Genomic DNA, 16426 nt, shown 5'->3' with positions numbered 1-16426 from the left:
TGCCTTCCAACGATTTCTTTTCATCGAACATGCGTTCCTCTTGCCGGCGCAGGGCTCCATATTTCCGCACTCTTTAAAGATTCCACAAAGAGTTCAAGGGTTCAGGAAAAATAATACCGTTTGTCTGTTTCATAACTTCCAAATTATTCCATACAGGAAAAGGAGGGTAATTATGGCACTGAACAATTACGGCATCCTCAAAGGCAAGGCAATAGACCACATGGCCGGGCACGGCAGCAGTCCTCACTATGAGGTGCAACTGCTTGCCAACAGTGTTCACTTCCGGATCGCTATCAACGTGCAATCTAAACTGAGTCCTTCCGAGCTGTTATTTCTGGTCGACGACCAATTTCAGCATCCAATCCTTGATGCGTTACCTGAGCTGAATGAAGGCTTCACCACGCTTCTCTCCAAACCGGGTGGCCTCGCCCTGGATTATATCCGGGCCAACCTCTTTGATCGCAGCAGGATGGTGCCCCTTGTCTACGATATACCGGGGCCGGATAACGACCTGAATGAAAAAATTGAACATTACGTGAAACGGGCTGCAGCCAGCGACACTGCACTGGTTTACGCATTTGGCGAACGTTGGGGGCCGGAAAATAATACGAGCGATACATACTTTGGCTTCCTGCCCGGCAATGGTATCCATGATATTCATATGAATCAGGGAAACGTGGGCACGTTTACAAGTGATGACGGCGTATGGCAGGATGGCGGCCTGTTACTGCACTTCCCGGATCAAAATCAGTGGGTGGGCGTATTTTTGGCTTTTCAGTCACAGAGCTGGCATACCGACGATACAACAGGGCATACTATAGAAATCCCCGATATCGACGAACCGGCCCCCGCATCCGAAGGATCTGTCAGAATTGTTGCAGCGCTGGCTAATCCGTCGGGAGACGATGTTGGCAAAGAAGTTGTCACCTTACTCAATATTTCTCCCGATCTGGTGGATTTGACTGGTTGGGCTCTGGTCGATAAATTCAAAAAAAGAGAACCCATCGTCAACCTGCTGCTCGCTCCCGGCGCAACCGCAGCAATCATGCTTTCCGGCAAGGGGGCGCAGCTTTCCAATAAAGGGGGAATCATCTCTCTGCTTGATGCCAGTGGCTTGAAAGTCGACGGGGTATCCTATACCAAGGCACAGACACGTCGACAGGGATGGACGATAAAGTTCTGAAAAATGCTTTCTAACCCGGAAAGACCAGGCTGCAAGCTATCCGGCAAGTCGAAAAGGAGGTTTTGCAATGAGTGCTATCTTTGGTGAAATACTGAACTTCGGCCAGGCAAATGACCGGGAAATACAATTACGCGTCACCGGCGATGAATTCTATGCCACCTATGAGACGATTGATGGCTACACGGCAGTCAGTGACAGCGATCGCGGCTACTTCTGCTATGCGGCTCTCGTCAACGGAGCCCTGGTTTCCACCGGCGAACCTGCCAGTGGACCGCCCCCTCCCGGCACCCTTCGACACTTACGGGAGTCACTTTCGGTGCGGAACCGCCGATTTGAGAAAAGGTGGCAGCGTGGCCGGCCGATGTCGCGCGTGGCAAATGAAGCGGCACGCACGTTTGGGCCCAATCAGGGCTTGCTCGAAGGACGGCGGCTGAGCAGTGGCGCGGTGCGTGGCTTGACGATCCTGGTTGAATTCCAGGACGTGCAGACGACCGTTACCCAGGCGGACTTACATGATCTGCTCAATGGCGAAAATTATGCGAGGAACGGCAACTTCTGCTCGGCGCGCGAATACTTCCGCATCGTTTCGTCCGGCAAACTCGACTACACCAACGATGTCGTCGGCCCCTTCCGGTTGAGCCAGAACCGCAACTCTTACCTCACCCATCTCCTGGTAAAGGAAGCTCTCGATCTCGCAGTTGCCGCCGGCACGGACCTCAACCGTTATGATTCACGTGGCGAAGGCGTCCTTGATGCACTGAATATTCTTTACGCCGGGCAAACCCAATACGATGGTGAGCTGTGGCCGCACAATTTCAATATAGATCTGCGCTATGGGAACATTTCCACGAACCTCTATCTGCTCACCAGCGCAGGCCGCAGTGTCTCAGATCTGAGCATCGGTACTTTCTGCCATGAGAACGGCCATCTGCTTTGCCGATTCCCGGACATGTACGATTACGGGGCCGTGAATCGAGAAGGCGATGGTGTGAAGAGCGCCGGTATAGGCAGCTACTGTCTCATGGGCTCGGGGAACCACCTTAATTTCGGCCGCACCCCTTCGCCGGTATGTGCGTATCTGCGTGACCTTGTCGGCTGGTGTGATAACGAAATTTCACTCAATTCGGCAACAGAAGTGGAAGCAGTGCATGGCGATTACAGGAGCGTGTTGAAGTTCAAGACCGCGGTACCAAACGAATACTTCATCGCCGAAAATCGCTCAAAACTGGGCCTTGACCAGTATCTGTCCTCCAGCGGGCTGGCTCTTTATCACTGTGATATTATGGGCTCAAATGAGTTCCAGCAAGGCACCGGTCAACGTCATTACCAGTGTGCGCTTCTCCAGGCGGATGGACACACTGATCTCGAACATAATGTCAATCAGGGTGACGGCGATGATCTTTTCGCCGGCGTGAATGGGGTTGCCGTGTCCCATGCTACCACACCGTCTTCACGTCTGTGGAACGGCTCCGATTCCGGATTGGTCCTGTCAAGCGTTGCCATGCCCGGCGCCAGACTTAAATTTCGCGTCGGAGAAGTGGCGCCGGAGCCGTCCATTCGTGCAGAGAACACAACGACGGTTATGATCCCGGACAACAATCCAGCCGGAGTCAGCAGCACAATCAGCATTGGCGAGTCCGGGATGGTAAAACAATTTACACTGAGCCTCGACATCACGCACACCTATATAGGTGACTTGATCGTGGAGCTCACCGGCCCGGGAGGGCAAAAAGCAATCCTGCACAATCGAACCGGTGCAGGAACTGACAATCTTGTGACGAGTTACGATTCGATGTTGCTTGCCGCGCTAGCGACCTTCGTCGGACTGAGTGTGCAGGGTGACTGGGTACTCAAAGTGCAGGATGTTGCAGGACAGGATGTGGGCAAACTCAACCGTTGGATGCTCGACGTCGTCGTCGAAGGCGGCGCCCAAATCGTGCGGGGCGAAGCAGCGCCAAAGCTCTTCATCCCGGACAACACCTCCGCTGGTGTGAGCAGCAGTATCACGCTGAACCAGCCAGGCAGTGTCAGTCAAATGAAGGTGAGCATCGATATTACCCACACCTATATTGGCGACCTGCGTATCGAGTTTGTTTCACCTGTCGGCCGTCGCATCATTCTCCACAGCCAACTGGGTGGCAGCCAGGACAATCTTGTCGTTACCTATGACTCTATGGCGCCGCTCTCGCCGCTCTCTGGGCTGGCCGGCCAGCCCATTCAGGGAACCTGGACCCTGCGCGTTACTGATGTTGCGCGGGCAGACACAGGAACGCTGAATACGTGGAGCCTGGAAATCATGCCGATGGGGTGATGTTGAGACCAGATAATCAAGATGAATGGAATGGATATTGTGAAAGAAATATATTACCAGCATAGTATCCGAACGAATCAAATCACGCTGGTTGAGCAAAATGTCCATTTCGCCCCTGGAAATTGCCGATCACGGCCATGTCATCGACAACGGATTGATTCGTTTTTACGGGGCGCGAGAGGAATTGCCGCAGAACGAAGAAGTCAAAAAGAACCTTATGGTTCACACCTGAGAAAATGCTTACCATAGCCAGTAGCCTTTAAAAGACTTGACGAAGACGATATCGGGTTTCCTGTTATTAAAGCTCACTTTATTGTCTTTGCCCAGTGTGGATTTTGTGAGGCAAGTGCAGGACAGGTAACGGATGCTCGTTACCTGTCCATAGTAACCAATCTCGGGAATATAGGGAGATTACCCCATGCCTAGGTACAAACTTAGTTATTTCGATATTGACGGCGGGCGAGCTGAGCCGATCCGCATTGTTTTTCACGCTGCAGGAATCGATTTTGAGGATAACCGGATATCTTTTGCCGAATTTAGCGAGATGCGGTCGGGTTTGCGCTTCAACTCTGTACCTGTGCTTGAAATCGATGGTGCTCAGATAACGCAATCCAACGCCCTCAGCCGCTATATAGGAAAGATGGCGGGTCTGTATCCAGCCGACGATCTGCAGGCCCTTTACTGTGATGAAGTAATGGGTGCCCTCGAGGATCTCACCCATTACATCGTTCGAACGTTTGGGCTGGAGGGAGAGGAACTTCGGCTGGCGCGTGAAAAGCTGGTCGACGGTTGGTTGTCTGTCTTTCTGCGTGGTCTTGACCAGCTCCTGATCCGCGGCGGCGGAGAGTATTTCGCCGACAATAGGTTGACGGTCGCGGATCTCAGGGCTTTTGTCCAAACGCGCTCGCTGTGTTCTGGTATCCTTGATTATGTGCCAACAGATATAGTTCAGCGATTGGCTCCTGGCCTTTTCGAACACAAGGAACGCATCAATGCTGATCCACGCGTGAAGGCATACTATGCAACTCGCCCATAAGCAATGCCTTCCAGGCAAGGAGGGCTTGCAAAGAAGTGGCAGATCGCCTTCAGGCAGCCTCTGTCATGAAAAATTATAACGACGCACATACACGCGTAGCCTCAACAGGCAGAGTACCGTTTTCCTGACCGGGGACACCGGCCAGCTCATTTCTCACAACGTTGAAGGAGAAGAATATGTTTACAAATACGGAGGAGAGTTTTGGCATAATTGCACGGCTGTTCCATTGGCTCGTCTTCCTGATGGTTGTCGGCATGCTTATTGTCGGATCTCTTCTGGACAGCCTGCCCGACGGAGCGGTTAAGTCGCTGTTTATTGGACTGCACAAATCGACCGGGGTGGTGCTGCTCCTGCTGGTGTTGCTGCGCCTCTGCTGGCGGCTCATCAATCCGAAACCGCGTGATCTCGGAGCCAGTCCATTTGAAAATAAACTGGGCCACCTTATGCACATCTTTCTTTACCTCTTACTGATAGTGCAGCCGATTACCGGGATCATCATGTCCCAGCTTGCAGGGTATCCGGTAAAAGTTTACGGTATGTTCACAGTGCCGGCTTTTTTCGGCCCCAATCCTCAGTTAAGCAAGGTTTTTAGCGAGACGCACAGTGTTGTTGCAACGGTGCTGGCCATAAGTATCGTTATTCACGCGGCTGCGGCCCTGAAGCATCATTATCTCGACCGGGACCGGACCTTGATGCGGATGATTGTCGGCAAATGATCCGCCGGCCCAGAACACTTTCTTCAGAACAGGTTGTGAAACAAGGCTGGCCTTAATTGGTGGGGAACGAGCAGTGATACGGCAACAGACATCATCCTATCGTTGGGTTATTGTTCTGGCGGGCATTGCCGGTCTGTTTGCCAGCCTTGGTCTCGGGCGTTTTTCCCTCGGCATGATGCTGCCGTCAATGGGCGAGGCACTGAACCTTTCCTACAGCCAGATGGGATTGATCGGTACGGTGAATTTTTGTGGTTATCTGCTGGCGGTTCTGTTCTGTGGCCTCTTGACGACACGCTTTGGTGCACGGAACATCATTTCCGTTGCTTTGGCTCTGGTTGCTCTCTCCATGGTTCTCGTTGGATTTTCCAGCAGCTACTGGTTGATCCTTCTGCTCTATTTTTTAACAGGAATCGGCAGCGCTCTTTCCAATGTGCCGATTATGGCGCTTATTGCTGCGTGGTTCGATGGCCGGAGCCGGGGCAGGGCCGCAGGTTTATGTGTTATGGGCAACGGCTTGGGCATATTGGTCACCGGAACTGGGGTTCCGGTGCTGAACAAGATGGCGGATGGCTGGCGGGTGAGCTGGATTGTTCTTGGTTGTCTTGCCGGATGTATCGCGATCCTGTGTTATGGTATTATTCGCAATCGGCCCGACCCAACCGAAGTCGAGAAATCGGGAAGTGCAACAAACACTGCATCCGGGATTGCAGCGAAGATGGTCGTGCCGGGTAAGAAAAATACCCCGGGGCAGCCGCTTGCCGGGAAAAACATCTTTTACCACTGCGGAGCCATATATTTTCTCTTTGGCTGTACCTATGTTATTTATGTGACGTTTTTTGTAACTGCCCTGGTGCAGGAACGTGGGCTCAGTGAACAGGTTGCCGGTAATCTCTGGTCCTGGGTCGGCGTCCTCAGTCTTGCTTCAGGACCACTTTTTGGTCACCTGTCGGATCTTTACGGACGTAAGGCGACCCTGGCGGCTGTCTTTTCCCTCCAGACAACCGCCTACCTGCTTGCTGCGGCGCGGTTGCCGATGTTCTCGGTCTATATCTCTTTAGCCTGTTTTGGTCTCGTTGTCTGGAGCATACCGCCTATTATGGCGGCACTGGTGGGAGACCATGCCGGTCCCGAAAAAACAGCGGCGCTTTTTGGTTTCGTCACCTTTCTCTTTGGCACCGGTCAGATCATTGGTCCAGCCTGCGCCGGATTCCTGGCCGAACAGAGCGGCACGTTTGCTCTCAGCTTTTTGCTCGCGGCGGTTTTGGCAGGAATCGCCGTGGTGCTCAGCCTGCTGTTGCCTGGTAAGGGACAGGCTGTATTGGCAGGTCGGCAGCCCTGAGACCTTCGTTGTTTGATGGAAGGTGTTGATGAAATCGTCTCGCCATGTAAGATATGCAATGTACTCTTGTCACCGATATGTCGCTTAGAGCAGCGCAAACAATATTTCGAATCCTACGGCGGATTTTGTACCTTTATACAAGATGACCAATGCTTAATATAACCTTTGGCATAGCTATCCTGCTTGCCACCGGGCTGCTTTTCGCGAAGACCGTGCAGCTCTTTCACCTTCCTTCCGTGACCGGGTATATTCTCGCCGGTCTCGTGCTCGGGCCCTCCGGCCTGGGGCTCCTCACTACTGAAAGTGTGGGGCACCAGCTGGATCATTTCACCCAGATTGCCCTTATGATGCTTGCATTCGGCATCGGGGAGCACATAGAATTACGGCGACTGCAGACTATCGCCAAAGATGTCACGTACATAAGTTTTTTCCAGGCAATTGTCACCTATGTTTTCGTCCTGGTTGCAACCTATGTTGTTGCCGAACTGGTAGCTTCAATGTCCAGTCCGCGTGAGAATCTGATCCTGGCAATGCTGCTCGGTGCGATAGCTGTGGCAACTGCGCCGGCTGCCCTGCTGCTTGTGGTCCGTGAATTGAAGGCCAGGGGACCGTTTACCTCGACGTTGATGGCAGTAATCGCCATTGATGACGGTATCTGTATCATGGTTTTCGGCATTACCGTTTCCATTGGTCATCAACTGCTCGGCAACAGTGCTACGACCCCTCTGATGGGAATTCTGGGAGCAGTTTCGGAGATCTTTTTTTCGGTTGTAATCGGTGTGGCTACCGGCTTTCTGCTCGATCTGGTGCTGGATAAGCTCCAGCGGCGGGCAGAAATGTTGACCGCCGGCCTTGCCCTGCTGCTGCTCTGCGGGGAAATAACCAGAGAACTGCATCTTTCACCGCTTCTTGCCGGGATGATGGCCGGTTTTGTCATTATCAATCGGGCGAAAAGGGATGTCCGCCTGTTCCGGGCCCTGAATAACTTTGAACCGCCTATCTATGTTCTGTTCTTTACCCTGGCCGGTGTCCATCTTGACCTCGGGGCCCTCTGGCTGGCCGAATGGGTTGGCGTCGCCTATTTTGTTGCCCGTTGTGCTGGAAAATATTCTGGCTCCCTGCTGGGTGGGGCGTTGTCCGGATCAACGGCCGCGGTGCGAAACTATATGGGACTTGCCCTTCTTCCCCAGGCCGGGGTTGCCATCGGCCTGGTATTCATCATTGCCGCAGATCCCCAGCTCAGTGGCTGGACCGGGATCGTTACCCCGGTGGTGTTTGCCGGGGTGATGGTTTCCGAGCTTCTCGGGCCGTCCCTGGTGCGCTTCTCTCTCCAGCAGGCAGGGGAAATCAAACTTGCCCAAAAAAAATCACGGTTATCCGGACAATCGTTGTTAAGAAATTTCCTGGTACGTTCGCAAAGAGGTTTTGTCCTTGCGCCTTGGAGGGGTATGCCTTTGCAACCGGCGGAAAATTATCGCGGGGTGGTACTTTTTGGTGCAGCGAATTTTGCCAACGTACGAGGTCTGGCCCGGATATCGACCATGTTTGCTCACCATTTCCACGCCCAGCCCAAATCCGTTCGGGTCCTGGCGCCGGAGCAGCAGGATAGCCTCGGTGAGCGGGAAATTGAAGAGCTGTTCCATGCCGAGAAAAATGAGGCTGAAAGTCTGGGATACCCCTTGCAGCAGGAGCTCAGATACGGACGCCCGGAACAGGGCCTTCTTGAAGCGGTGCAGACGAATCGACCCGAGCTTCTGGTGCTCGGTTACCCGGTTGGCCCCAAGCCGCTGGCCATGAAGAAGATTTTCACAACGCTTACCGATAGCGTGTCCTGCCCGGTGGTGGCGATTCGCTTCGCCGGCACATTTTCTTTCGATCGTATCCTGGTACCTTTTCTTTATCTGCAAGATCTGGATGAGATGCTGCCGGTACTGCAGGCCATGGCAACGACCGGCAAGCCGCGCTTGACTTTTATGTATCTGATGGACATGGAGAATAGCCGCCAGGAATTGTCGGAAGCCGACGGGCTGTTGCAGCAGTGGCGGCAGAGCAACCTGCCCGATCTTGATACGGCGCAGATGGTGGTTGCCAGCGAGTCACGGTTGGAGCAGATCCTGCGGGAGTCCGGCAATTTTGACCTGATCATAATCAAGGCGGCGAGGAAGGTCGGTATCCGGCGCTTTTTTGCCGGCTCTCTCGCCAATTCGGTGGTTCAGAACTGCCGTTGTTCGGTTTTCTCCGTTTATATTCCGTCTGCAGATAGGGCCAGGGGGAAAAGCTGAAATATATTCCTGATATGGGGAATGTGTCGATCTGCCTTGCCTCACCAAAATCCTATGCTTAATCTACATGGGAGTAACGGGATTCCTGCCGCAGCCTCCCGATGCACTATACTCCAATCAAACAGGAGCTTTGACAGATATGAATATGCAAACACTTGAATCAACAGCACGAGCGATGGTAGCTGAGGGCAAGGGGATTTTAGCAGCAGATGAAAGCTTGCCAACCATTGCGAAACGATTGAGTTCCATTAATGTCGAGTCAACGGAAGAGATGCGAAGGAGTTATCGTGACCTTCTTTTTACCGCCCCCGGGATTGAGGAGCATATCAGCGGGGTTATTCTCTTTGATGAAACCATGCGCCAGCAGAGCCTTACGGGAAAGTCCTTCCCCGCGCTTCTGGCCGATCGAGGTATTCTCCCGGGAATCAAAGTTGATCTGGGACTGACAACTATTCCGGGGACACAGGACGAAAAAGTTACCAGAGGACTGGACGGACTTGAAACACGGCTTGAGGATTATCGACGGCTGGGCGCTCGCTTTGCGAAGTGGCGTGCGGTCATCAGCATCGCAAGCCATAAGCCGACTCCACTCTGTTTGAGAATCAACGCCCATGCTCTCGCACGGTATGCGGCCATCTGTCAGGACCACGACCTGGTCCCTATTGTTGAGCCGGAAGTATTGATAAACGGTGGTCATGACATTGGCCGCTGTGAAAGAGCGATGGAGAAGACGCTGCATGCGGTGTTTGCCGAGCTGGTGCGTCACGGGGTGTTGCTTGAAGGGATGATTTTGAAACCGAGCATGGTTACCTCAGGAATTGACAGTCCGGATCAGGCGGATATCGACACCGTCGCCAGGGTAACAATCCGCTGCTTTAAGCGCACTGTTCCAGCCGCGGTGCCAGGGATTGCGTTTCTTTCCGGTGGGCAGAGTTCAGAATTGGCCACTGCCCACCTGAACGCCATGAATCGTCTTGGCGGCGTGCCCTGGGAACTGAGTTTTTCTTATGGCAGGGCACTCCAGGAAAAAACACTCGTGACCTGGCAGGGCAAAGATGCAAATCGGGAGCTTGCCCAGAAAACGCTGCTGCATAGAGCCAAATGCAATGGAGCAGCCCGTTCTGGCACCTATTCAGAGGAGATGGAGCGCTCCTAGAAGATACAATTTTTTGTTATTGGTCCAGGCCGGCGATATATGCTTCTGCAAGTGCGACCTCTTCTTTGCTGCCAATAAAAATGGGTGACCGGTCATCTTTGCCCTGCGGTATCCGGTCGAGAATCGGGCCATGCCCGTCGGAGGCGGCGCCACCTGCCTGTTCGACCAGGAAGGCCATCGGATTTAATTCAAAAGAGAGGCGAAGTTTGCCGTTGGGGTGCCCTTGCAGGTGCGGGTACATAAACACCCCGGAACCCTTGACGATCACCTGGTTAATGTCGGGAACAAATCCTCCGCTGTAGCGAAGCTTGCAGCCACGTTTTTCCAGGTCCCGGACATACCTTTCAATCTCGGTCGTAAAGAGATTGCGTAATCCACCGGGGGAGTAAATATTTGCCTGGGGCTTGATCTGCAGATTTTCCTTGATAAGGGTGTATTCCATCAACTGGTTCATACCGAACTCATGCACCCCATCCCCGGTACTGTACACCAGGGTAGTACGTGGGCCGTAAAGGATATACATGGCGGCCACCTGTTGCCGTCCCGGCAGCAGAATATTACAGCCCTCAAAGATGGAAATGATGGTGCCGACCGCCAGGTTTACGTCCACGAGTGAAGACCCGTCCAGCGGATCAAAGGCGACGGAATATCGGCCGCCGCATTCCGTCGACAGACAGATGATATCGTCGGCCTCCTCGGATAAAACGTTGCCCACCACCCCGGAATGCAGCAGACGCTTGGTCATGATTCGATCGGCAAGGACGTCCAGCGCCAGCTGTTCTTCCCCATACAGATTGGATGTCCCGGCAACTCCCAGATCACCCGTTCGAATGGAATTGATAATATAATTGGATGCTTCGGCTATCTCACAAATAAGATGCACCAGATCATCTTTGACACCCCGCTCCCGTAGATGTCTGCGAAGATTGATCTGAAACTTGGTTTTGCCGCGAGTGCTCATAATCTTCCTTAACTGAATAGAATTTTATATTTTTCCTGTGCTTCAAAGACTGTCTGCGGTGATACTCGAAAAGAAACAGATACAAAACTAATCATCAATCAGTTTGTGCGCGGGGAAAATGTAGCACCGGACCTGCAATAGGGGAAATTTAAACACAATAGCTCATATTCTCTAGTGTCAAACAGGGTGTTCCGGTCCGGAGGAGAAATCATTTCTTTTTGACAGTGGTAGAGAGAGCTATAGATGAATATTATACCAGGAATGAACAAGATGGAGGAAAGACAGCTCGTATACCTCGTGCGACACGGACAGACCGCATGGGCAGTGCAAATGCGGCACACCGGCCAAACGGATATACCGCTCACCGAAGCTGGAAGAGCGGAGGCGATGGTATTGCGGCCGGTGTTTCTGGATATTGAATTTGACCTGGTGTTGAGCAGTCCCTTGCAGCGCGCCTGGGAAACCTGCCGGATTGCCGGTTTGGTCGGTTTTCACCCATCTTTTGCCAGGCGGAGAAACCATCGCTCAGGAAACCAATCTCAAAAAGGAGCCCTCTAATGAAGGCGATTAATTGCGACGCCTGTGTCATGACCGTAGTTATCTTCGGCGCCTCGGGAGATTTGACACGGCGCAAGCTGATTCCTGCCCTTTACAACAACTTCAAGAAAAAACGTCTTCCGATCGGACTCCGGATCGTGGGGTTCGCCCGCCGCGACTGGAGCGACGACCAATTCAGAGAGCAATTGCGCAGCGGCGTAAAAGACGCTGATCCCGCTTTTGAAGTACCCGTCTGGAACGATTTTATCCAGAATATTCGATATGTTCAAGGTGACATGACGAATCCGGGAGATTACCGGAAACTTGATGCAGCCCTGGCCGATATGGAGCAGGAACCGACTGATCGACTGTATTATCTGGCCACGGCTCCTGAGTTTTACGGTCCGGCCTGCGAACATCTGTCTGCAGCCGGCATGACCGCTGAAACCAGGGCGAGGCGACGCATCATCATTGAAAAGCCTTTTGGCCGGGATCTTGACTCGGCAAGAGAGTTAAATCGCCAGGTTCATGCCGTCTTTGCCGAGCATCAGGTGTATCGCATCGATCATTATCTGGGCAAGGAAACCGCGCAAAACATCCTGTTTCTTCGTTTTGCCAACACTTTTTTTGAACCGGTCTGGAATCGTCGTTATGTGGCCAACGTCCAGATCACGGTGGCGGAAAGCGTCGATGTGGAAAAGCGGGGCGGGTATTATGACAAAGCGGGGGTTCTGCGGGATATGTTTCAGAACCACCTGATGCAATTGCTGGCGCTGGTGGCGATGGAGCCTCCGGCGTCTCTTGATGCCGATGCGATCCGCAACGAAAAAGCGAAAGTTCTTGCTACGATCCGCCCCATTGCCCTGGATGATACCGTGCGCGGCCAGTACCAGGGATATCGGGCAAGCGAAGGCGTTGTCCCGAACTCAAAAACGCCGACTTTTGCCGCCATAAAGCTCTTTATCGACAACTGGCGCTGGAAAGGGGTTCCGTTCTATCTGCGATCCGGCAAGGCGATGCCGGCGAAAAGCAGTGCCATCATCGTTGAATTTCAGCCGCCGCCGGATGTTATATTCAACCTCGGGGGCAGTCAGAAATTTACGCCGAATTTTCTGTCTATCTGCATTCAGCCTGATGAAGGCATCCACCTGCGGTTCGAGACAAAGGTGCCGGATACGGTAGCTGATTCCCGTTCGGTCAACATGAGTTACTCGTATCTGGAAGCCTTTCCCGACATCGTTTTGCCGGATGCCTATGAGCGGCTCCTGCTGGACGCGCTGAAAGGCGATGCTTCTCTTTTCACCCGAAATGACGGTATCGAGGCTGCCTGGCGATTGATTGATCCCATTCTTTCCGGCTGGGAATCCTCGCCACAGGCGCCCCCCCTGCATGCTTATCCAAGAAACAGCTGGGGACCGGCTGCCGCGGATAAATTGCTTGCCAGAAATGGCCATGCGTGGCGAATTGGCTGCTGCGGCTTGCCATGCGATTAAACTCGGCAACCTGGAATGAGCTCCACGAGACGACAGTACGAATAGGGACCCCGCCATGAACGATGCAATTATCAAACAAAATATCCTCGCCGCAGACATTGGTGGCACCAATAGTCGTTTTGCCCATTTTCAAATTGATCAAAACGGTTCGCTGGAATTGATGGACGTGAAATGGCTGGCAACCAACAAGGCGGACTCTTTTGGCCAGCTTCTTGAACAATTGCGGCTCAGTGATGCCCCCTTTCTCGTTGAAGAGGCTGACATTGCGGTCATCGCAGTGGCCGGACCGGTGGAACACGGAGCATACTCGGCCCCGCCTTATATCTCCTGGGATATTGACCTCACCCGCGCGGAAAGCAAAAAAGTCTTTCGGCAGGCGTATCTGGTCAATGATTTTGTTGCCCAGGCCTATGCCAGCGCATCTGATGTTGGCAAGTCAGCCCGTGTGATCCTTGCTGGGAAAAAAGTGGCAGACGGGACGATCGGCGTGATCGGTGCCGGAACCGCGCTTGGCATGTCGGTCCTTGTATCGATTCCCGGGTATGGGTTTCTGGCCCTGCCCTCTGAGGGAGGACATACCTATTTCCCTTTTATTTCTCAACGGGAAATAGCTTTTCAGGAGTTTTATCAGGAAAAGAGCGGCCAGAAGCACATCACCGGCAATCTGGTGGTCTCCGGTCGCGGCCTGAAGTATATTCACTGGTTTCTCACCGGCGAGGAGCTCGAGCCGCAGCAGGTTGCCGCCCGCTTCACCCCGGAATCAGAGACCCTGGCATGGGCCGCAAAATTCTATGGCCGGGTATGCCGGGATTTTGCCCTTGAGGCCCTGGCTCTTGGCGGGCTGTACATTGCCGGCGGAGTCGCCGCCAGAAACCCGGATATCCTCACCCATGCAAATTTCCGTGACGAATTTCTCGATTCCCCGACCATGGGGCATCTCTTGGCGGAAATACCGGTCTTTTTAATTGATAATCAGGACAGCGGCCTTTGGGGTGCCGCTTTTTATGGCCGGCAAATCCTCCAGAAAAGCTAAAGAGATCACCATGGTAAGAAAACGGCTATGCGAGCGAATGTAAATATTTACCCCAGCCGCGATGAATTGTCCGTCGCTCTTGCGGCTCATGTGGCCAATCTGGCGGCGCTGGCCGGTGCGAAACAGGGACGATTCAGTATCGCTCTTTCGGGTGGATCGCTCTTGGAGATACTCGCTCCGGCTCTCTGTTCAGAGCAATTGCATGACAACATCAACTGGTCATGCTGGCATGTTTTCTGGGTAGATGAGCGATGGGTACCGCGGAGCAGTCCTGCGTCCAATTACGGGCTTGCCGAAGATCTTTGGTTCAGCCGCGTCAGCATCCCCCGCGAACAGATACACGCCATAGACAATTCGATCAATCCATCGGCAACAGCGCGAAACTATGAGTCCGTCATGCAAACACTCTTTCAGCCCCGGGAGAACCAGATGCCGCGTTTTGACCTGATCCTGCTCGGGATCGGGGAAGATGGCCACACCGCTTCCCTGTTTCCGGGCCACCCGCTGTTGGCTGAGACCAGGGCCTGGGTCGCGCCCGTCTTGAACGCCCCCAAGCCACCGGCGATTCGTATAACAATGACCTTGCCTTTGATCAACAATGGTCGCAATGTCGTCTTCGTGGCAGCCGGAGCAGGTAAGGCGGATATCGTGGCGAAAGTGCTTACCCCGCACAATCAGAGACAGAAACTGCCGGCTGAGCTGGTGAGGCCAACGGACGGGACGCTGTGGTGGTTTCTCGACCAGGCGGCGGGATGTTCAGGCGACCGGGGCGCCTCCGGCTGAGATGGAAAAATAAAAAATCATTCCGAAGTTTCTCGGTGAGGTCCAACGGAACTGCCTTGGTGGCAGATCAAATTTTGGCCGCGCTTTGTTGATGCTCTATGCCAAAAAAAAGGATGAGGCGGGAAGAAAATTCCCGCCTCATCCCCTCTCGGATGAAAAGTTCTGGTGCCGGTTAAAGCAGCGCCAGAAGGACACCCGCTGCGACGGCAGAGCCGATGACTCCGGCAACGTTTGGCCCCATGGCATGCATGATCAGGTGGTTTTGCGGATTGGCTTCGAGGCCAACCTTGTTGACCACCCTGGCGGCCATTGGAACAGCCGAAACCCCAGCTGCTCCGATCAGTGGATTGATCGGGGTTTTCGTCAGTCTGTTCATCAGTTTGGCCATCAAGACCCCTCCGGCGGTACCGATACTGAAGGCAATCATGCCGAGACCGAGGATACCCAGGGTTTCGAGATTGAGGAACTTATCGGCGGACAACTTGCTGCCGACGGCAAGGCCAAGAAAGATAATGACCGTGTACATCAAAGAATTCTTAATGGTATCGGAGAGTCTGTCGACCACGCCACATTCCTTGGCCAGATTGCCGAGCATGAACATCCCGATCAGCGGTGCGGCCGACGGCAGCAATGTCGCACAGATGCCGAGGACGAGCAGGGGAAGAATGATTTTCTCCAGTTTGGAGACGTGCCGCAGCTGCACCATCCTGATCTTTCTTTCTTCTTCAGTTGTCAGCCATTTCATAATCGGTGGCTGGATCAGCGGGACCAAAGCCATATACGAATATGCAGCGATGGCAATGGAACCAAGCAGCCTGGGCGAGAGTTTGCTGGCGAGAAAGATCGCCGTCGGACCGTCGGCTCCGCCGATAATCCCGATTGATGCGGCATCGCGCAACGAAAAATTGATGCCGGGAACGAGGTCGGACAGCCACAGGGCGCCGAGCAGAGTGGCAAAAATTCCCAGCTGAGCGGCACCGCCAAGCAGAATGGTAATCGGATTGGCAAGCATCGGACCGAAGTCGGTCAAGGCCCCAACGCCCATGAAGATAAGCAGCGGGAAGACCCCGGTCTGGATGCCTACCTCATAAATGTAATACAATATTCCCCCCGGTTCGGCAATGCCAGCCAGCGGGATGTTGGAGAGAATCGCACCAAACCCGATAGGAACCAGAAGAAGCGGCTCGAACCCCTTAAAGATGCCAAGATAAAGGAGAATTAACCCGACTGAGATCATCAGCAGTCGGCCTATACCCACCGTCCAATCCTGGGTCGTCTGGCCTTCATATATGCCGTACGCACCCGTGGTTTTGGCAAGATCGACAAGTAGCTCGGAGATGGGCGGCAGTTTCTTGCCGGAAACGACCGTTGGCTGGTCGGCAACCACCTGTGTGACGGCTATCGTCCCGAGCAGGTCGTCCTTGTGGACTTTTTGATAGGCTACGGCTTTCATACTGGTGATTTTTCCGGCTGCACCCGCCTTGAGGACTATTATCGTACCGTCCTCCTTTTTCAGGGTGGCTATCTCATCGCCGCTATAGACAAAACCGTCCTGCTGCGCGAGAACCCGTACGATTTTTGCATCTGTGGGCGAGA

Annotated in this window: 14 protein-coding genes; 12 read left to right on the top strand and 2 right to left on the bottom strand. The window is 53.5% G+C overall.

Annotated elements, in window-relative coordinates; translation table 11 throughout:
- Positions 1-172: 172 nt before the first annotated feature.
- The 8 genes from FCL47_RS10720 (at position 173) to FCL47_RS10690 (ending at position 10023) form a co-directional block, all read left to right on the top strand.
- The gene (locus tag FCL47_RS10720) at positions 173-1183 is read left to right on the top strand and encodes a DUF2278 family protein (RefSeq protein ID WP_136813494.1); all 1011 of its coding nucleotides are present in this window, start codon (positions 173-175) and stop codon (positions 1181-1183) included.
- Positions 1184-1628: 445 nt separating this feature from the next.
- Positions 1629-3494: a M6 family metalloprotease domain-containing protein gene (locus tag FCL47_RS10715; RefSeq protein WP_205747282.1), complete on the top strand. Its 1866-nt coding sequence runs from the start codon at positions 1629-1631 to the stop codon at positions 3492-3494.
- A gap of 100 nt (positions 3495-3594) precedes the next feature.
- On the top strand, positions 3595-3726 hold the full coding sequence (locus FCL47_RS25315; protein ID WP_255580667.1) for a hypothetical protein: 132 nt from the start codon (positions 3595-3597) through the stop codon (positions 3724-3726).
- Positions 3727-3912: 186 nt separating this feature from the next.
- Positions 3913-4530 (top strand): glutathione S-transferase, encoded by a 618-nt coding sequence (locus FCL47_RS10710; protein WP_136813492.1) that lies wholly within the window; start codon positions 3913-3915, stop codon positions 4528-4530.
- 176 nt (positions 4531-4706) lie between these two features.
- On the top strand, positions 4707-5246 hold the full coding sequence (locus FCL47_RS10705; RefSeq protein WP_136813491.1) for a cytochrome b: 540 nt from the start codon (positions 4707-4709) through the stop codon (positions 5244-5246).
- A gap of 73 nt (positions 5247-5319) precedes the next feature.
- The gene (locus FCL47_RS10700) at positions 5320-6585 is read left to right on the top strand and encodes an MFS transporter (protein WP_240744207.1); all 1266 of its coding nucleotides are present in this window, start codon (positions 5320-5322) and stop codon (positions 6583-6585) included.
- Positions 6586-6734: 149 nt separating this feature from the next.
- The gene (locus FCL47_RS10695) at positions 6735-8867 is read left to right on the top strand and encodes a cation:proton antiporter (RefSeq protein ID WP_136813490.1); all 2133 of its coding nucleotides are present in this window, start codon (positions 6735-6737) and stop codon (positions 8865-8867) included.
- Positions 8868-9006: 139 nt separating this feature from the next.
- Positions 9007-10023 carry a class I fructose-bisphosphate aldolase gene (locus FCL47_RS10690; protein WP_136813489.1) on the top strand — a complete coding sequence of 339 codons (1017 nt, stop codon included), beginning with the start codon at positions 9007-9009 and terminating at the stop codon, positions 10021-10023.
- Positions 10024-10039: 16 nt separating this feature from the next.
- Here FCL47_RS10690 and FCL47_RS10685 read toward each other — a convergent pair whose 3' ends face one another.
- Complete coding sequence (locus tag FCL47_RS10685) at positions 10040-10984, bottom strand: class 1 fructose-bisphosphatase (RefSeq protein WP_136813488.1); 945 nt, start codon at positions 10982-10984, stop codon at positions 10040-10042.
- A gap of 243 nt (positions 10985-11227) precedes the next feature.
- On the opposite strand from FCL47_RS10685, the gene FCL47_RS10680 reads away from it, so the two are divergent.
- From FCL47_RS10680 to pgl, 4 genes are read left to right on the top strand one after another with little or no spacing between them, the layout of a single operon-like run.
- Positions 11228-11542 (top strand): histidine phosphatase family protein, encoded by a 315-nt coding sequence (locus FCL47_RS10680; RefSeq protein WP_205747281.1) that lies wholly within the window; start codon positions 11228-11230, stop codon positions 11540-11542.
- Positions 11542-13014 carry a glucose-6-phosphate dehydrogenase gene (gene zwf, locus FCL47_RS10675; protein ID WP_205747280.1) on the top strand — a complete coding sequence of 491 codons (1473 nt, stop codon included), beginning with the start codon at positions 11542-11544 and terminating at the stop codon, positions 13012-13014. The genes FCL47_RS10680 and zwf overlap by 1 nt, the downstream gene beginning before the upstream one ends.
- A 55-nt stretch (positions 13015-13069) precedes the next feature.
- Complete coding sequence (locus FCL47_RS10670) at positions 13070-14047, top strand: glucokinase (protein ID WP_136813487.1); 978 nt, start codon at positions 13070-13072, stop codon at positions 14045-14047.
- 27 nt (positions 14048-14074) lie between these two features.
- The gene (gene pgl, locus FCL47_RS10665) at positions 14075-14830 is read left to right on the top strand and encodes a 6-phosphogluconolactonase (RefSeq protein ID WP_136813486.1); all 756 of its coding nucleotides are present in this window, start codon (positions 14075-14077) and stop codon (positions 14828-14830) included.
- A 172-nt stretch (positions 14831-15002) separates the two neighbouring features.
- Here pgl and FCL47_RS10660 read toward each other — a convergent pair whose 3' ends face one another.
- Positions 15003-16067, bottom strand: coding sequence for a sodium ion-translocating decarboxylase subunit beta (locus tag FCL47_RS10660; protein WP_370459548.1), 1065 nt, complete (start codon positions 16065-16067; stop codon positions 15003-15005).
- Between the last annotated feature and the right edge of the window lie 359 nt (positions 16068-16426).

The sequence above is a fragment of the Desulfopila sp. IMCC35006 genome (genome assembly GCF_005116645.1).
Classification (GTDB): domain Bacteria; phylum Desulfobacterota; class Desulfobulbia; order Desulfobulbales; family Desulfocapsaceae; genus Desulforhopalus_A.
The sequence above is the reverse complement of the archived record's forward strand: the minus strand, read 5'-3'. Positions and strand labels throughout refer to the sequence as shown.